The 17,820-nt window shown below is 49.2% G+C and carries 12 protein-coding genes; 7 read left to right on the top strand and 5 right to left on the bottom strand.

Going from position 1 to position 17,820, the window contains the following annotated elements:
• Window positions 1-100 precede the first annotated feature (100 nt).
• From hofC to nadC, 4 genes are all read right to left on the bottom strand, one after another.
• Window positions 101-1,300: a protein transport protein HofC gene (gene hofC, locus Q1A40_RS10770; protein ID WP_300000192.1), complete on the bottom strand. Its 1,200-nt coding sequence runs from the start codon at window positions 1,298-1,300 to the stop codon at window positions 101-103.
• On the bottom strand, window positions 1,293-2,657 hold the full coding sequence (gene gspE, locus Q1A40_RS10765) for a type II secretion system protein GspE (protein WP_300000007.1): 1,365 nt from the start codon (window positions 2,655-2,657) through the stop codon (window positions 1,293-1,295). The genes hofC and gspE overlap by 8 nt, the downstream gene beginning before the upstream one ends.
• Window positions 2,657-3,103 (bottom strand): prepilin peptidase-dependent pilin, encoded by a 447-nt coding sequence (gene ppdD, locus Q1A40_RS10760; protein ID WP_300000005.1) that lies wholly within the window; start codon window positions 3,101-3,103, stop codon window positions 2,657-2,659. The genes gspE and ppdD overlap by 1 nt, the downstream gene beginning before the upstream one ends.
• Window positions 3,104-3,279: 176 nt before the next feature.
• Window positions 3,280-4,170 (bottom strand): carboxylating nicotinate-nucleotide diphosphorylase, encoded by an 891-nt coding sequence (nadC, locus tag Q1A40_RS10755; RefSeq protein ID WP_300000003.1) that lies wholly within the window; start codon window positions 4,168-4,170, stop codon window positions 3,280-3,282.
• An 82-nt stretch (window positions 4,171-4,252) separates the two neighbouring features.
• Between nadC and ampD the strand changes: the two genes are divergently transcribed.
• Window positions 4,253-4,816, top strand: coding sequence for a 1,6-anhydro-N-acetylmuramyl-L-alanine amidase AmpD (gene ampD, locus Q1A40_RS10750; protein ID WP_300000002.1), 564 nt, complete (start codon window positions 4,253-4,255; stop codon window positions 4,814-4,816).
• Window positions 4,813-5,667 carry a beta-lactamase regulator AmpE gene (gene ampE, locus Q1A40_RS10745; RefSeq protein WP_300000001.1) on the top strand — a complete coding sequence of 285 codons (855 nt, stop codon included), beginning with the start codon at window positions 4,813-4,815 and terminating at the stop codon, window positions 5,665-5,667. Before ampD ends, ampE begins: the two co-directional genes overlap by 4 nt.
• Before the next feature lie 46 nt (window positions 5,668-5,713).
• On the opposite strand, the gene aroP is transcribed toward ampE, so the two are convergent.
• Window positions 5,714-7,078: an aromatic amino acid transporter AroP gene (gene aroP / locus Q1A40_RS10740; RefSeq protein ID WP_300000000.1), complete on the bottom strand. Its 1,365-nt coding sequence runs from the start codon at window positions 7,076-7,078 to the stop codon at window positions 5,714-5,716.
• A 538-nt stretch (window positions 7,079-7,616) separates the two neighbouring features.
• On the opposite strand from aroP, the gene pdhR reads away from it, so the two are divergent.
• The 5 genes from pdhR (at window position 7,617) to acnB (ending at window position 17,674) form a co-directional block, all read left to right on the top strand.
• Entirely contained in the window at window positions 7,617-8,381 is a 765-nt protein-coding gene (gene pdhR / locus Q1A40_RS10735) for a pyruvate dehydrogenase complex transcriptional repressor PdhR (RefSeq protein WP_299999999.1), read from the top strand.
• Between the two features lie 118 nt (window positions 8,382-8,499).
• Window positions 8,500-11,160, top strand: a complete 2,661-nt coding sequence (aceE, locus tag Q1A40_RS10730) for a pyruvate dehydrogenase (acetyl-transferring), homodimeric type (RefSeq protein WP_299999997.1) — start codon at window positions 8,500-8,502, stop codon at window positions 11,158-11,160.
• A gap of 14 nt (window positions 11,161-11,174) precedes the next feature.
• A complete protein-coding gene (gene aceF / locus Q1A40_RS10725; RefSeq protein WP_299999996.1) occupies window positions 11,175-13,052 on the top strand; it encodes a pyruvate dehydrogenase complex dihydrolipoyllysine-residue acetyltransferase in 1,878 nt (625 codons plus the stop codon).
• Between the two features lie 212 nt (window positions 13,053-13,264).
• A complete protein-coding gene (lpdA, locus tag Q1A40_RS10720; protein WP_300000191.1) occupies window positions 13,265-14,689 on the top strand; it encodes a dihydrolipoyl dehydrogenase in 1,425 nt (474 codons plus the stop codon).
• A 387-nt stretch (window positions 14,690-15,076) separates the two neighbouring features.
• A complete protein-coding gene (gene acnB / locus Q1A40_RS10715) occupies window positions 15,077-17,674 on the top strand; it encodes a bifunctional aconitate hydratase 2/2-methylisocitrate dehydratase (RefSeq protein WP_299999994.1) in 2,598 nt (865 codons plus the stop codon).
• The last annotated feature ends 146 nt before the right edge of the window (window positions 17,675-17,820 follow it).

The raw sequence follows: 17,820 nt of genomic DNA, 5'->3' as shown, positions 1-17,820 counted from the left end.
GCTCTAATGTTATTCTTTTGTCCGCGTTGCAGAGCAAGAAAACCGCGTATTTAATAGCCTTTAATTGGCGAGCTATGTTGGCGCAGTTCACTGCGCCAACTTATCCGATGGCATCACCCAGATGAAAAATGGGTAAATACATCGCCATCACCAACACGCCAACAATCACCCCGATCACCACGATCATTAGCGGTTCAAGCTGTGCTGTTAGGTTTTCTGCCCGTTCTTCCGCGTGTTGAGTATGCCAATCGGCAAGACGTTTTAGCATTAAGTCCAGCGATCCGGACTCTTCACCGATCCGAATTAACTGTCGGCATAATGGCGTAAAGCAAATCGATGCGCCTAGCGCCTGCCAGAAAGGCGTGCCTACCGCGATTTCATGTTGGACATGCTCAAGCTGTTGACGCCATAAGCGTTGTGACAAGGAGGTGCTCGCTGCAGACAGCCCTTGCAACAGCGGGATCCCCGCTTGTTGAGTCAGTGCCAGAATGGTGAATATCTGGCTGAGGATTTGCCCGCGCCAGAGCGGGGCGATAAGCGGAAGAGCCAGTAATAATCGCTGCTCTCGTATTTGCCACCCCGGCCTGTGTCGACGCAACAACATCATTATCCCCCCCAGTAGTACGAGCAGTACTCCTCCTGATAAAGCCCACTCAGTTAGCCATTCCGCGCCAGTGATTACTGTCTGGGTTAACGCAGGCAGTGGAGCATTAAAGGACTGATAGATTTTTGCAAACTCCGGCAAGACTAACCCCAGCATGCCGACAGTAACCAGCGAAGCGATAAGCAGAATAAAGAGTGGATAACGCAGAGCCTTGTGTACTTTCTTTTGTAACTGATAAAGCTGTTCCTGCTGTAGTGCCAGGTGCTGGCAGCACTCTGCCAGTTTACCAGTGAGTTCGCCGGTATGGATTAGGGCGACAAAGAGCGGTGGAAAGAGTCGAGGCCAGGATTGTAATGCTTCGGCAAAAGGGACGCCTTTAGTGACTTGGTTTTTAATATTTTGCAACAGAGCAGACCATTCAGGCTTCGGATGCTGATCGGCGATTAAGGCTAAGGCATCAGTCAGTGTGATTCCGGCCTTGAGTAATACTGCTATCTGTTTTATGCATTCAATCTTATCTGGCATTGAGGCGTGAAATAGCGATATTCTCCGGTGCTTTCGTGCGGAGACTAATAAAAGCTGATGTTCAGCCAGTTGCATCGCCAGAGTAGATTGCCCGTTAATTAACATCACGCCTTGTTTGAGAGCACCTTGCTTATCAATGGCTTTCCAGCTCCAGAGATGAAGATCAGCCATCATGTCGCCCAAGAACACGGTGCACCTCGTCCAGGCTGGTTATTCCCTGTGCCGCGGCACGACAGCCATTTTCAAACAGCGTTGCCATCCCTGATTGTCTGGCGATACCTTCCAGTTCAATCGCACTCTGACCCTGAATGATAAGGCTTCCCAGCGTCTCAGAGACAGAAAGTACTTCAAACAGCGCCGTGCGCCCGTAATAACCGTTATAACAGCGATAACAGCCAGCAGCCTGCCAGTATGCTCTTGATGATGGGGGTTCAGATGAGTCGTGGGATTGTTGACGGCAATGCAGGCAAAGTTTTCTTACCAGCCGCTGAGTCACAATCAGTCGTAAGCTTGAACTCAGCGCCTCGCGTGAAACATTGAGTTGTTCAAGACGCATTAAGGTTCCAATCGTTGAGTGAGTATGCAACGTTGACAGGACCAGATGCCCGGTCTGGGAGGCTTTAATGGCGATATCGGCGGTTTCACTGTCACGGATTTCACCGATCATTATGACATCGGGATCTTGACGTAATAACGCCCGTAAAAGCGTGCCATAGGTCAGGCCAGCTTTAGTATGAAGCTGGGTTTGATTTAAGCCACTTAACGGGATCTCTATCGGATCTTCAACCGTACAAATATTACGATGAGCCTGATTCAATTTGGTCAAGGCGCTGTACAGTGAAAGCGTTTTGCCGCTGCCTGTTGGGCCGGTGATGAGAATCAGTCCCTGTGGGGAGGCCAGCGCATTATCAAAGCGTACCGCCTCCTCCGCAGGCATACCCAGCGTATCAATATCAAAACAGAGTGTCTCTTGCTGTTGCAGACGTAGCACCAGTTTTTCACCGTAACGGCAGGGCAGGGTGGAAACGCGAAATGACGCCTGATGTTCTCCATCCTGATAATCAATTTGCCCGTCCTGGGGCAGACGTTTTTCAGCGATATCGAGACTGGCCAGGACTTTAAGCCTGGCGGTGAGCTGAGCGGCGATCGAGCCGGGTAGTAAGGGTTGGGCATACAACACGCCATCAATACGCAAGCGAATGCGGTAAGTTGTCTGGCCGGGTTCAAAGTGGATATCTGAGGCTCGCTGTTGAATAGCGTGATTTAAGACTTCATTTAATAGTTCGGCAAGCGGGCGATTTGACACCTCTTTATTGTCAGACAGGGCATAAAGATCCTGCCAGATCGCTATTCGTCTGGCAGGCCATGTCTCGATCTCAATCGGTTTATGACTGATAACGCTTAATGCTGAGAGCATTTTTTCTGCTGGTGAAGTTGATGACGCAACACGCAGGATCTGGTCTGTCTCTTCTATTAGTAACGCATTATATTGCCGACAAACGGAGCAGAGCTGTTGTGAAGTCGTCATTAGATTGCGCCATCGTTATCAAAACGAAAAACCTCTTCACAGGACTGAAGCAGTTTATTGTTCCCGGGAGCACGGCACTCACGCGTCCAGTGTATTGAGCCGTCTGTGATATTCCAGTGAGGAGTGAGTACCACAATTAATCCCTGCAGCGCTTCGCGTCCGGCCAGCGCCACTACCCCACGCGTGATATTCATTTCGCCGATATAGCGTGTTGTATAAGGGAGAGGGATATCATGACTGCCACTATTGCAGTTTTCCAGGCTCCCCTGGGTTAAGGCACATAGTTCGATATGATTCCGGTTATTGCCAAAGGCTTGCAGCATATCGGTCAGGGCCGCTTTACCGATATAGCCCTGATAGGCGGGAATACCGATGGCACTGAGAATGGCAATGATGGCGATAACCACCATCAGTTCAATTAAGGTGAATCCTTTCTGATTACGCATTGTCCGCTCCGGGTGATGTATTCGCTCCAGCCTGACAGGCACGGCTAACGATAACCAGTTGACAAAAATGAAACGGGGAGTGGGCTTCAGAAAAGAAAGGGGGTGTTGCAGAGGGTGGCAATCAGAGTGGAATCTGCCGCGAACAGGGCAAGTGTCACCTTGCCCTGCCAGTTTACTTATTTAAACCGCATAGACAAATCGAGGGCGCGAACATGTTTGGTCAGTGCACCGACCGAGATATAGTCAACGCCAATCTGGGCCAGGCTGCTAATGGTCTCTTTGGTGACATTTCCGGATACTTCAAGCCGTGTTTTTCCCTGAGCCATCTCAACCGCTTTGCGCATCTGCTCTTCATCGAAGTTATCGAGCATAATGATATCTGCGCCCGAATTCAGGGCCTCGGTAAACTCTTCCAGCGATTCAACTTCCACTTCAACTGGCACATCAGGATGCAGCCAGAAGGCTTTCTCGACGGCCTGACGTACGGATCCTGAGGCGATAATATGGTTTTCTTTAATCAGAAAGGCATCGGATAAGCCCAGGCGATGGTTGCTTCCGCCACCGCAAAGTACAGCATACTTGAGTGCAGTACGGAGTCCTGGAAGGGTTTTACGGGTATCCAGCAGGCGTGTTTTTGTCCCCTCCAGTAATTTTGCGTAAGAGCGAACTTCGCTGGCAACCCCGGAGAGAGTCTGTACAAAGTTCAGTGCAGTACGCTCACCGGTTAATAAAATACGTGCGGATCCCTCCAGCTCAAACAGCGGCTGATCGGCGATAATGTCATCGCCATCTTCCACATGCCAGGTGATTTTTACGCTTTTATCGAGCTGAATGAATACTTCTTCAACCCAGCGTTTTCCGCAAAAAATGCCATCTTCACGTGTAATAATCACCGCATGAGAGCGACTGTCTGCAGGTAATAATTGAGCAGAGATATCATTATCTGGGGAGGCATCTTCGCCTAAGTCTTCACTCAGTGCTTGTGAAACAGCTCTGGGAATATCAAGACTCATACGTTCAAGAAGCTCGTCACGTCTGTGGTCGGGATTATAAATACGCGGCGGCATGATAAAACTCCAAATGAATAAGGGATGAATGTTTCATGCTACTCTGAAGCGATATCAAGTACCACTCAAAGGAGAGCCTCGGATGTACCTGAAAGACGGTTGGTTGTCGGATGTTAAACATGTCGCCTCCCCACATTATGACGAACGCCCGGAGGAAGAACTGCCATCATTGCTGGTCGTGCATAATATCAGTTTGCCGCCGGGGGAGTTTGGTGGCCCGTTTATCGATGCTCTGTTTACCGGGACTCTTGATCCAAAAGCCCATCCTTATTTTGCCGACATTGCTCAGTTGCGGGTTTCTGCCCATTGTCTTATTCGTCGTGATGGTGAGATTATTCAATATGTTCCGTTTAATAAACGGGCATGGCATGCGGGCGTCTCGCAGTATCAGGGGCGTGAACGTTGCAATGATTTCTCTATTGGTATCGAGCTGGAAGGGACCGATACCTTGGCCTATACCGAAGCGCAGTATCAGCAGCTTGCATGGCTGACGGCGTTACTGATAGAGAGCTATCCTCAGGTAGCACAGCATATGACGGGGCACAGCGATATTGCCCCAATACGTAAAACCGATCCTGGGCCGGCATTTGACTGGAACCACTTTCGTCAACATGTTAACCAGATAATAAATAAGGAAAGCCAATGACACTGTTTACTCTGTTACTGGTGTTTATTTGTGAACGGTTTTTTAAAACCGGTGAACACTGGCAGTTTGATAGTCGGCTGAACGCCCTGTTCAAACATATCCGACATTTTTCTCTGGCGGGGACGCTGGTGATGACCGCGCTCTGTATGCTGGTGGTGTTTCTGATTATGGAAGCGCTTGACGGGGTGCTGTTTAATCTTCCGTTACTGATATTTTGGGTTGCTCTGGGCGTGTTGTGTATCGGTGCCGGAGAGGTACGTTTGCACTATCATGCCTACCTTAAAGCAGCAAACCATGGTGATGCTAATGCATGCCAGGAGATGGCGAGTGAACTGACGCTGATCCATGGTATTCAACCTGAATGCAGTGAGAAAGAGTATTTACAGGAATTACAAAATGCACTGATATGGATTAACTTCCGTTTCTATCTGGCACCGCTATTCTGGTTGGTCATCGGTGGATTATGTGGTCCTGTTCTCCTGGCAGGCTATGCGTTTTTACGCGCCTGGCAAACCTGGTTAGTGCGTTTTCACACTCCACATGAGCGTTTACGCTCCGGAATTGAGTCTGTTTTACATGTCGTGGACTGGCTGCCGGTACGGCTGATTGGGGTTGTTTATGCTCTGTCAGGCCACGGTGAGAAAGCCCTTCCTGCCTGGTTTGCCTCCCTGACTGACCGCCATACTTCACAGTATCAGGTGCTGACAGAACTGGCTCAGTATTCGCTAGCACGTGAGCCGCATTTTGATAGCATTAAAACCCCTAAGGCTGCGGTTTCAATGGCGAAGAAAGCCTCGCTGGTAATTATTGTCGTGGTGTCGTTACTCACCATTTACGGCGCGCTGATTTAATGTGATTAACCAGGAAGGGGTCTCCTTCCTGGTTTTTAGGGCAGACTTATGCCGCTTTGCGTTTCTTCTCTTTAATCCAGTAGCCTACTGCCAGAATCGCAATCCATACTGGGATCAGCCAGACCGAAATCGCCATGCCCGGGGTTATCAGCATAATGCCCAGCACCCCTGCCATAAACACCAGACAGATCCAGTTGCCCAAAGGATAGAATAATGCCTGGAAGCGGGTCGTTACGCCTTTCTGCTGCATCGCGCGGCGGAATTTGATGTGTGCGAGGCTTATCATCGCCCAGTTAATGACCAGGGCAGATACCACCAGAGCCATCAACATACCGAATGCTGAATCGGGTGCAAAGTAGTTGAATAATACGCACAGCGCAGTAAAGGCCGCAGAGGTCAGCAGAGTATTAACCGGTACACCACGCTTATCGACTTTCTTCAGAATTTTCGGCGCATTGCCTTGTTGGGCCAGACCAAACAGCATACGGCTATTACAGTAAACGCAACTGTTATAGACCGAAAGCGCAGCGGTCAGCACCACAATATTCAGCGCATTAGCGACAAAACTGTCGCCCAGTTCATGGAAAATAAACACAAACGGGCTGACTTCTGAAGTTACACGGGTCCATGGCAGCAGTGACAGTAAGATAGTCAGAGAGCCAATATAAAAAATCAGAATACGGTAGATAACCTGATTGGTGGCTTTCGGAATACTTTTTTCCGGGTTATCGGCTTCTGCGGCAGTAATACCTACCAGTTCAAGACCGCCGAAGGAGAACATAATGATTGCCATCATCATTACCAGGCCTGTCATACCGTGAGGTAAGAACCCGCCCTGATCCCAGAGGTTACTCACAGAAGCCTGTGGGCCACCATTACCACTGAACAGTAACCAGCCACCAAACAGGATCATCGCGATAACGGCTACGACTTTAATGATGGCAAACCAGAACTCCATCTCTCCGAATACTTTAACGTTATTCAGGTTGATAAGGTTAATGATGACGAAGAAGGCGGCAGCGGAAACCCAGGTTGGGATCTCAGGCCACCAGAACTGAATATATTTTCCCACGGCTGTTAGTTCGGCCATGGCAACCAGAACATACAGTACCCAGTAGTTCCAGCCGGAGGCAAAACCGGCGAAAGGTCCCCAGTATTTATAGGCGAAGTGGCTGAATGAACCAGCTACCGGCTCTTCAACGACCATTTCACCGAGTTGACGCATAATTAAAAAAGCAATAAATCCTGCAATCGCATAACCCAGAATAATTCCCGGACCTGCGGACTGAATGACGGATGCACTACCCAAAAATAGCCCAGTACCAATAGCCCCACCCAGCGCGATAAGCTGAATATGGCGGTTTTTAAGGCCGCGTTTCAGCTTGTCGTCATGCTGCTGATTTTCCATCATAGAACCCCGTAAAAATATCTGCGTTATCTCTGCCTGTCATACTGAGCAAGGGATAGACGTGGTGTTGTTGTATCATTCCGTAATGTGTAATTTTTTATTTACACTTATGGTTTTTGTTATTTTGCGGGTATGGCTTCCGCTCAGCAAAGAATAGTGATAATCGCCAGCTTTTGCACCTGCTTTATAGGGGGCAATAATAGGAAAAATGAATGAAATGAGAGATGAACGACAATAATGGCAGCACAAAGAGTATTTAAAATGAACAATAAGCAGTGAATTAATATGAAACGATTTTAATTGCCGCGGGTCTGAAGAGTGCCGAAGAGGAGATATCACTCATTTTAGCGACTGTCACAATGTTAATATCTGTTTATTACTTTGAAACACTCTTTCAGCGAGGTTAGTAAAATGTGCCAGGGTTAATGTTTTCTGGCAAAACCTTTATGGACAGAAGGTGAATACTTTGTTACTTTTAGCCTTAAGAACTGGTAATTGGTCTTACCAATTAACTCTGAGCTACCGGCAAAGATAGGGTACGATGGCCTACAGCAAAATCCGCCAACCGAAATTATCCGATGCGATTGAGCAGCAGTTAGAGTCTCTCATCCTCGAAGGGACTTTGCGCCCTGGCGAAAAACTGCTTCCTGAACGTGAGCTTGCAAAGCAATTTGACGTTTCGCGCCCTTCATTGCGTGAGGCGATTCAAGGCCTTGAAGCGAAGGGGTTGTTACTCCGTCGTCAAGGTGGTGGTACCTTTGTACAAAATAGCTTGTGGCAAAGCCTGAGCGATCCGCTGGTTGAACTCCTTTCCGAGCACCCTGAATCTCAGTTTGACTTGCTTGAAACTCGTCATGCTCTGGAAGGAATTGCCGCGTACTATGCGGCTCTTCGCGGAACGGATGAAGATCTCGAGCGCATCAGTCATTGCCATACCGCTATTAACGAAGCGCAAGAATCTGGCGACAGTGATGCTGAGTCTGATGCCGTGATGCAATATCAAATTGCTGTCACTGAAGCCTCACATAATGTTGTTCTGCTTCATCTGTTACGCTGTATGGAACCGATGCTTGAGCAAAACGTTCGTCAGAATTTTGAATTGCTCTACGCGCGCCGTGAAATGCTGGCGCAAGTGAGTAGCCATCGCGCCAGTATTTTTGCGGCGATTATGGCTCGTGAGCCTGAAGTGGCTCGGGAAGCCTCGCATCGTCATCTGGCTTTTATTGAGGAAATATTGTTGGAACGGAGCCGTGAACAAAGTCGTCGTGAACGCTCGCTCCGTCTGTTCCAGCAACGCAAGGATTAAGCGTTATTTAAGCGCGCGGTAATGAAAGGTAGAACCTGTCTTATTGGATTTTTTCAGAAAAGTGCAATAAGACAGGTTCCAGATAATCAACTTTAAACACAGATAAGGAATACCCCCCATGTCAGAACGTTTACCCAATGACGTGGATCCGATCGAAACTCGCGACTGGCTCCAGGCGATCGAATCGGTCATCCGTGAAGAAGGTGTTGAGCGTGCTCAGTATCTCATTGACCAACTGTTATCTGAAGCCCGCAAAGGCGGTGTGAATGTTGCGGCCGGTGCAGGTACCAGCAACTATGTAAACACGATAGCTGTTGAAGATGAGCCGGAATATCCGGGCAATCTGGAACTGGAACGTCGGATTCGTTCTGCTATCCGTTGGAACGCCATTATGACCGTACTGCGTGCGTCTAAAAAAGACCTCGATCTGGGCGGCCATATGTCATCATTCCAGTCTTCTGCAACCATTTATGAAGTGTGCTTCAACCACTTCTTCCGTGCGCGCACTGAAGCTGACGGCGGTGACCTGGTTTACTTCCAGGGCCATATTTCTCCGGGCGTGTATGCGCGTGCCTTCCTTGAAGGTCGTCTGACCGAAGACCAGATGAATAACTTCCGTCAGGAAGTTCACGGTAACGGTCTGTCTTCTTACCCGCATCCAAAACTGATGCCAGAATTCTGGCAGTTCCCGACCGTTTCTATGGGTCTTGGCCCAATTGGTTCTATCTACCAGGCTAAGTTCCTGAAGTATCTTGAGCACCGTGGTCTGAAAGATACCTCTAAGCAAACCGTTTATGCCTTCCTGGGTGACGGTGAGATGGATGAGCCAGAATCTAAAGGTGCGATTACTATCGCGACCCGTGAAAAACTGGATAACCTGGTCTTCGTTATTAACTGTAACTTACAGCGCCTTGATGGCCCGGTTACAGGTAACGGTAAAATTATTAACGAGCTGGAAGGTATCTTTGAAGGTGCCGGCTGGAACGTGATTAAGGTCATGTGGGGCGCCCGTTGGGACGAACTGCTGCGTAAAGACACCACCGGTAAACTGGTTCAGCTGATGAACGAAACCGTTGATGGTGACTACCAGACCTTCAAATCTAAAAATGGCGCTTATGTGCGTGAGCACTTCTTCGGTAAATATCCGGAAACCGCGGCTCTGGTTGCTGACTGGAGTGATGATCAGATCTGGGCTCTGAACCGTGGTGGTCACGATCCGAAGAAAATCTACGCGGCGTTCAAAAAAGCACAAGAAACTAAAGGTAAAGCGACGGTTATCCTGGCCCATACCATCAAAGGTTACGGCATGGGTGAAACCGCAGAAGGTAAGAACATCGCTCACCAAGTGAAGAAAATGAACATGGATGGCGCGCGCTATATCCGTGATCGTTTCAACGTGCCGGTGACTGATGAAGATCTGCCAAACCTGCCTTACATTACCTTTGCTGAAGGCAGCGAAGAGCATACCTATCTGCACGCTCAGCGTCAGAAGCTGAATGGCTACCTGCCAACGCGTATGCCTAAATTTACCGAGAAACTGGAACTGCCTAAACTGGAAGACTTCCAGCAGCTTCTTGAAGAGCAGAATAAAGAAATCTCTACCACCATCGCTTTCGTTCGTGCCCTGAACGTGATGCTGAAGAGCGGTATCAAAGATCGCCTCGTTCCAATTATTGCAGATGAAGCACGTACCTTTGGTATGGAAGGTCTGTTCCGCCAGATAGGTATCTATAGTCCGAACGGCCAGCAGTATACTCCGCAGGACCGTGAGCAGGTTGCTTACTACAAAGAAGACGAAAAAGGCCAGATTCTGCAAGAAGGGATCAACGAACTGGGTGCCGGTTCTTCATGGCTTGCTGCTGCGACTTCGTACAGCACCAACAACTTGCCAATGATTCCATTCTACATCTACTACTCCATGTTCGGTTTCCAGCGTATTGGCGACCTGTGCTGGGCAGCGGGCGATCAGCAAGCACGTGGCTTCCTGGTAGGTGGGACCTCAGGTCGTACGACACTGAATGGTGAAGGTCTGCAGCACGAAGATGGTCACAGCCATATTCAGTCTCTGACTATCCCTAACTGTATCTCTTATGATCCTTCTTACGCTTATGAAGTGGCTGTCATCATGCATGATGGTCTGGAGCGTATGTACGGTGAGAAACAAGAGAATATTTACTACTACATCACTACGCTGAACGAAAACTACCACATGCCGGCTATGCCAGCAGGTGCTGAGGAAGGTATCCGTAAAGGTATCTACAAACTCGAAACGCTGGAAGGTAGCAAAGGTAAAGTTCAGCTGTTAGGTTCAGGTTCTATCCTGCGTCACGTTCGTGAAGCTGCACAGATTCTGGCGAATGACTACGGTGTGGGTTCTGATGTCTTCAGCGTAACCTCCTTCACTGAACTGGCTCGTGATGGCCAGGACTGTGAGCGCTGGAACATGCTGCATCCAACCGAAACGCCACGTGTACCTTACGTTGCTCAGGTTCTGAGTGAAGCTCCTGCTGTTGCTTCCACCGACTATATGAAATTGTTCGCAGAGCAGATCCGTAACTTCATCCCAGCCAGCGACTATCGCGTTCTGGGTACTGACGGTTTCGGTCGTTCTGATAGCCGTGAAAATCTGCGTCACCATTTTGAAGTGGATGCTTCTTATGTGGTTGTGGCAGCACTGGGTGAACTGGCTAAACGTGGTGAAATCGATACACAAGTGGTAGCTGACGCTATCAAGAAATTTAATATCGATGCAGATAAAGTAAACCCACGTCTGGCTTAAGAGGTAAATAGACAATGGCTATCGAAATCAAAGTACCAGACATCGGTTCTGATGAAGTTGAAATCACCGAGATTCTGGTCAAACCAGGCGATAAAGTTGAAGCTGAACAATCGCTTATTACCGTAGAAGGCGATAAAGCCTCTATGGAAGTCCCGTCTCCACAGGCGGGTGTCGTCAAAGAGATCAAAGTTTCTGTTGGCGATAAGACTGAGACTGGCAAACTGATTATGATTTTCGAATCCGCCGAGGGTGCAGCTGCTGCTGCACCAGCGAAGGAAGAAGAGAACAAAGCAGCGGCACCAGCACCTGCTGCTGCAAGTGCAGCAAAAGACGTTAACGTTCCGGATATCGGTGGTGACGAAGTTGAAGTCACTGAAATCATGGTTAAAGTTGGCGACAAAGTGGCGGCTGAACAATCACTGATTACCGTTGAAGGCGATAAAGCTTCCATGGAAGTTCCGGCGCCGTTTGCTGGCATCGTGAAAGAAATCAAAATTGCTGCTGGCGATAAAGTCTCTACCGGTTCACTGATTATGGTGTTTGAAGTCGAAGGCGCAGCACCAGCAGCGGCTCCTGCTTCAGCTCCTGCCGCTGCGGCACCTGCTGCTGCTTCTGGCGCAAAAGATGTGAATGTTCCGGATATCGGTGGTGACGAAGTTGAAGTCACTGAAATCATGGTTAAAGTCGGCGACAAAGTAGCGGCTGAACAATCACTGATTACCGTTGAAGGCGATAAAGCTTCCATGGAAGTTCCGGCACCGTTTGCTGGCACCGTGAAAGAAATCAAAATTGCTACTGGCGATAAAGTCTCTACCGGTTCACTGATCATGGTGTTCGAAGTGGAAGGTGCTGCACCAGCCGCCGCTGCGGCACCAGCACCTGCTACAGCAGCATCAGCTCCGGCTGCCGCTAAACCTGCTGCAGCTCCTGCTGCAAAAGCAGAAGGCAAGTCTGAGTTTGCTGAAAACGATGCTTACGTTCACGCAACCCCACTGATTCGTCGTCTGGCGCGCGAGTTTGGTGTTAACCTGGCGAAAGTCAAAGGAACCGGACGTAAAGGCCGTATCCTGCGTGAAGACGTTCAGGCTTATGTGAAAGACGCGGTTAAACGTGCGGAAGCGGCACCTGCTGCGGCCGGTGGCGGTCTGCCGGGCATGCTGCCATGGCCGAAAGTTGACTTCAGCAAGTTTGGTGAAATCGAAGAAGTCGAGCTGGGTCGTATCCAGAAAATCTCTGGTGCTAACCTGAGCCGTAACTGGGTGATGATCCCGCACGTTACACACTTCGACAAAACTGATATCACCGATCTGGAAGCGTTCCGTAAGCAACAGAACGTTGAAGCTGAGAAACGTAAGCTGGACGTGAAAATCACTCCGGTGGTCTTCATTATGAAGGCGGTTGCAGCAGCACTTGAGCAGATGCCACGCTTTAACAGTTCACTGTCTGAAGATGCACAGAAGCTCACGCTGAAAAAATATATCAATATCGGTGTTGCGGTTGATACGCCAAACGGTCTGGTAGTGCCAGTATTCAAAGATGTGAACAAGAAAGGCATCATTGAACTGTCACGTGAGCTGATCGAAGTTTCTAAAAAGGCTCGTGCTGGTAAGCTGACCGCAGGCGACATGCAAGGCGGATGCTTCACTATCTCAAGTCTTGGCGGTATCGGAACGACTCACTTTGCCCCAATCGTGAATGCGCCAGAAGTGGCTATTCTCGGTGTCTCCAAGTCTGCAATGGAGCCAGTCTGGAACGGTAAAGAATTCGTACCGCGTCTGATGATGCCAATTTCGCTCTCCTTCGATCACCGTGTTATTGACGGTGCTGATGGTGCGCGCTTTATCACAATCATCAACAATACGCTGTCAGATATTCGCCGTCTGGTGATGTAATTGACGAAGCCGGCCAATCGGCCGGCTTTTTTCTGTTAATCTTATCAAGTTATCCAAGATTAACGGACGTATACCTAAGACGTTTTGTCGTTTGTTGTTTCAAAATTGTTAACATTTTTGTAAAATAATCAGCGATAGAACGTCCCGGTGGATGATGGGCGTTAAAATAATTCAATAACGTCAGACTGCCGGAAACCAATTAAGAGGTCATGATGAGTACTGAAATTAAAACTCAGGTCGTGGTACTTGGGGCAGGTCCTGCGGGCTACTCTGCTGCTTTTCGTTGCGCAGACTTAGGTCTGGAGACTGTCCTGGTTGAGCGTTATAGCACCCTGGGTGGTGTTTGTCTGAACGTCGGCTGTATCCCTTCTAAAGCTTTGCTGCACGTTGCTAAAGTGATTGAAGAAGCGAAAGCACTGGCTGAACACGGTATTGTTTTTGGTGAGCCGAAAACCGATATTGAAAAAATTCGTACCTGGAAAGAAAAGGTTATCAACCAGCTGACCGGTGGTCTTGCAGGTATGGCTAAAGGCCGTAAAGTTAAAGTGGTTAACGGCCTGGCTAAATTTACCGGCGCTAACACCCTGGTAGTTGATGGCGAAAATGGCCCGACTACCGTTAACTTCGATAATGCAATTATCGCAGCAGGTTCGCGCCCAATCGAACTGCCATTTATCCCACATCACGATCCACGTATCTGGGACTCAACTGACGCGCTAGAGCTGAAAACCGTTCCTGAGCGTCTGCTGGTTATGGGTGGTGGTATCATCGGTCTGGAAATGGGTACCGTGTACCATGCTCTGGGTTCGCAGATTGACGTAGTTGAAATGTTTGACCAGGTTATTCCTGCGGCAGATAAAGACATTGTTAAAGTCTTTACTAAGCGTATCAGCAAGAAGTTCAACCTGATCCTGGAAACCAAAGTTACCGCTGTTGAAGCAAAAGAAGACGGTATCTATGTCACCATGGAAGGCAAGAAAGCGCCTGCTGAACCACAACGTTACGACGCTGTGCTGGTGGCTATCGGCCGTGTACCTAACGGTAAAAACCTTGACGCGGGCAAAGCTGGCGTTGAAGTTGACGACCGTGGCTTCATCCGTGTTGATAAGCAAATGCGTACCAACGTGCCGCACATCTTTGCTATCGGCGATATCGTCGGTCAGCCTATGCTGGCACACAAAGGTGTCCATGAAGGCCACGTTGCCGCTGAGGTTATCTCTGGTCTGAAGCATTACTTCGATCCGAAAGTGATCCCTTCTATTGCCTATACTGAGCCAGAAGTTGCCTGGGTTGGTCTGACTGAGAAAGAAGCGAAAGAGAAAGGCATTAGCTACGAAACGGCTACCTTCCCATGGGCGGCATCTGGCCGTGCTATCGCTTCTGATTGTGCAGACGGCGTGACCAAACTGATTTTCGACAAAGAAACACATCGCGTTATCGGTGGTGCTATTGTCGGTACTAACGGTGGCGAGCTGCTGGGTGAAATCGGTCTGGCTATTGAAATGGGTTGTGATGCTGAAGATTTAGCCCTGACTATTCATGCTCACCCAACCCTGCATGAATCTGTCGGCCTGGCCGCAGAGATCTTCGAAGGTAGCATTACAGACTTACCTAACGCGAAAGCGAAGAAAAAATAATCCAGGTTCTACCCTGTCATCTAAAAACGACTCATAATGGGTCGTTTTTTTATGGCTATATCTGTCACGCTTCAAGTTTCTCAGGGGGGCCTTGCCTGCCTTCAGACAGTCGAATCACAGCGTTTCTCTGTGCTCATCGTCTGTCGAAATTTTACGCCAGAGAGCAGTTCGAATTATTTTCGGGGTATAACGAAAAGTAATCTGTCAGCCTTAACGATTCAGCCAAGATTTAATGTTGCTTTTTTGTAAACGCATTAACAGGGGCTGCAAATCCTGCTATGCTGCCCGACGCGAGACCGGGCATTTACCCTACAGACTGCTGCTCACAGGAGCGTGAAGAGAGAAGCCTGGTGGCGCCATATGATAATGATAGTGAGGAGAAATGTCGTGCTAGAAGACTACCGTAAGCACGTGGCTGAGCGTGCTGCTGAAGGGATTGTTCCAAAACCCTTAGATGCCACCCAAATGGCCGCATTGGTTGAATTACTGAAAAATCCACCGGCAGGCGAAGAAGAGTTTCTGCTGGACCTTATTACCAATCGCGTCCCACCAGGTGTTGATGAAGCGGCTTATGTGAAAGCTGGCTTCCTGGCTGCTGTCGCCAAAGGCGAAGCAACCTCTGCGCTGATCTCCCCTGAGAAAGCTATTGAACTGTTGGGTACCATGCAGGGCGGTTATAACATTCATCCGCTGATCGATGCCCTTGATAACGAAACGCTGGCGCCAATCGCAGCTAAAGCTCTTTCCCATACGCTGCTGATGTTCGATAACTTCTACGACGTAGAAGAAAAAGCCAAAGCGGGTAATACCTACGCTCAACAAGTTGTTCAATCCTGGGCTGATGCCGAATGGTTCCTTTCTCGTCCAAAACTGGCTGAGAAAATTACTGTAACCGTCTTCAAAGTTACCGGGGAAACTAACACCGATGACCTTTCCCCGGCACCTGATGCCTGGTCGCGTCCTGATATTCCTCTGCATGCTTTAGCGATGCTGAAGACCGAACGTGAAGGAATCGTGCCAGACAGCAATGGGACTATTGGTCCAATTAAGCAAATTGAAGCTCTGGCGACAAAAGGTTTCCCATTAGCTTATGTGGGTGACGTGGTCGGAACCGGTTCTTCACGTAAATCCGCCACTAACTCCGTACTGTGGTTTATGGGTGAAGATATTCCTCATGTCCCTAACAAACGCGGCGGCGGTGTTGTTCTTGGCGGTAAAATTGCGCCAATCTTCTTTAACACTATGGAAGATGCCGGTGCTCTGCCAATCGAAGTTGACGTTACTGACCTGAATATGGGTGATGTGATTGACATCTATCCGTACCTGGGTGAAGTCCGTAACCATGAAACTAACGAACTGATTGCCTCTTTTGAACTGAAAACCGATGTTCTGTTGGACGAAGTCCGTGCCGGTGGCCGTATTCCACTGATCATCGGTCGTGGACTGACGACCAAAGCGCGTGAAGCCTTGTCTCTGCCGCACAGTGATGTTTTTGTTCAGGCTAAAGATGTTGCGGAAAGCTCGCGCGGTTATTCTCTGGCGCAGAAAATGGTCGGCCGTGCTTGTGGCGTGGCAGGTATTCGCCCTGGCGCTTACTGTGAACCTAAGATGACCTCTGTGGGTTCTCAGGATACCACTGGTCCAATGACCCGTGATGAACTGAAAGACCTTGCCTGTCTGGGTTTCTCTTCAGACTTAGTGATGCAGTCTTTCTGTCACACCGCGGCCTATCCTAAACCGGTTGACGTGACCACTCACCATACTTTGCCAGACTTCATTATGAACCGTGGCGGTGTTTCACTGCGTCCTGGTGACGGTGTTATTCACTCCTGGCTGAACCGTATGCTGCTGCCAGATACCGTAGGTACAGGTGGTGACTCACACACCCGTTTCCCGATCGGTATCTCTTTCCCGGCGGGTTCTGGTTTAGTGGCGTTTGCTGCTGCAACCGGCGTAATGCCACTGGATATGCCTGAGTCTGTACTGGTACGTTTTAAAGGCGAAATGCAGCCGGGTATCACCCTGCGTGATTTAGTCCATGCGATTCCTCTGTATGCGATTCGCCAGGGTTTGCTGACCGTTGAGAAAAAAGGCAAGAAAAACATTTTCTCTGGCCGCATCCTGGAAATCGAAGGCCTGCCAACGTTAAAAGTTGAGCAAGCGTTTGAACTGACTGATGCCTCGGCAGAGCGTTCTGCAGCGGGTTGTACTATCAAGCTTGATCGTGAGCCAATTGAAGAGTACCTGAACTCGAATATCGTGTTGCTGAAGTGGATGATTGCAGAAGGTTATGGCGATCGTCGTACTATTGAGCGCCGTATTCAGGGCATGGAAAAATGGCTGGCGGATCCACAGCTGATGGAAGCCGATGCTGATGCAGAATATGCGGCAGTGATCGAAATCGATCTGGCTGATATTAAAGAGCCTATTCTGTGTGCGCCAAACGATCCTGATGATGCGCGTCTGTTGTCTGATGTTGCAGGTGAGAAGATCGATGAAGTGTTTATCGGTTCTTGCATGACCAACATCGGTCATTTCCGTGCGGCAGGTAAACTGCTGGATAGCCATAAAGGGCAATTGCCTACGCGCCTGTGGGTGGCTCCGCCAACCCGTATGGATGCCGCGCAGCTGACCGAAGAAGGCTACTACAGCGTGTTTGGAAAGAGTGGGGCACGTATCGAGATCCCGGGTTGTTCCCTGTGTATGGGCAACCAGGCGCGTGTTGCTGACGGTGCGACGGTCGTTTCCACTTCAACCCGTAACTTCCCGAACCGTTTAGGTACTGGCGCGAATGTTTTCCTGGCTTCCGCCGAGCTGGCTGCTGTTTCTTCTCTGTTAGGCAAACTGCCAACGCCGGAAGAGTATCAGACCTTTATCTCTCAGGTAGATAAAACCGCAGCGGATACCTATCGCTATCTGAACTTTGATCAGTTGAGTCAATATACTGATAAAGCTGATAGCGTTATTTTCCAGACTGCTGTGTAAGATTTATCAGCATTCTCTGAAGAAAGCGTGAAACTGAATGGCGGGCACTGTAAAGTGCCCGCCATTTTTTGCTGTGCGCCGAGCATGGCGCGTAGCGCCTTGATGGGCGCTGTCTGTTGACTGTGGTGGTTAACAGACGACTTGGA

It is taken from the genome of uncultured Cedecea sp., assembly GCF_947498825.1.
Taxonomy (GTDB): domain Bacteria; phylum Pseudomonadota; class Gammaproteobacteria; order Enterobacterales; family Enterobacteriaceae; genus JGM124.
Note: the sequence above shows the minus strand (reverse complement) of the source record. Positions and strands in the feature narration are given on the sequence as shown.

Bases quoted from the DNA above. Each gene is read 5' to 3' on its own strand.
- hofC (WP_300000192.1), bottom strand. From the start codon at position 1,300: ATGGCTGATCTTCATCTCTGGAGCTGGAAAGCCATTGATAAGCAAGGT.
- ppdD (WP_300000005.1), bottom strand. From the start codon at position 3,103: ATGCGTAATCAGAAAGGATTCACCTTAATTGAACTGATGGTGGTTATC.
- ampE (WP_300000001.1), top strand. From the start codon at position 4,813: ATGACACTGTTTACTCTGTTACTGGTGTTTATTTGTGAACGGTTTTTT.
- nadC (WP_300000003.1), bottom strand. From the start codon at position 4,170: ATGCCGCCGCGTATTTATAATCCCGACCACAGACGTGACGAGCTTCTT.
- gspE (WP_300000007.1), bottom strand. From the start codon at position 2,657: ATGACGACTTCACAACAGCTCTGCTCCGTTTGTCGGCAATATAATGCG.
- lpdA (WP_300000191.1), top strand. From the start codon at position 13,265: ATGAGTACTGAAATTAAAACTCAGGTCGTGGTACTTGGGGCAGGTCCT.
- ampD (WP_300000002.1), top strand. From the start codon at position 4,253: ATGTACCTGAAAGACGGTTGGTTGTCGGATGTTAAACATGTCGCCTCC.
- aroP (WP_300000000.1), bottom strand. From the start codon at position 7,078: ATGATGGAAAATCAGCAGCATGACGACAAGCTGAAACGCGGCCTTAAA.
- aceF (WP_299999996.1), top strand. From the start codon at position 11,175: ATGGCTATCGAAATCAAAGTACCAGACATCGGTTCTGATGAAGTTGAA.
- aceE (WP_299999997.1), top strand. From the start codon at position 8,500: ATGTCAGAACGTTTACCCAATGACGTGGATCCGATCGAAACTCGCGAC.
- pdhR (WP_299999999.1), top strand. From the start codon at position 7,617: ATGGCCTACAGCAAAATCCGCCAACCGAAATTATCCGATGCGATTGAG.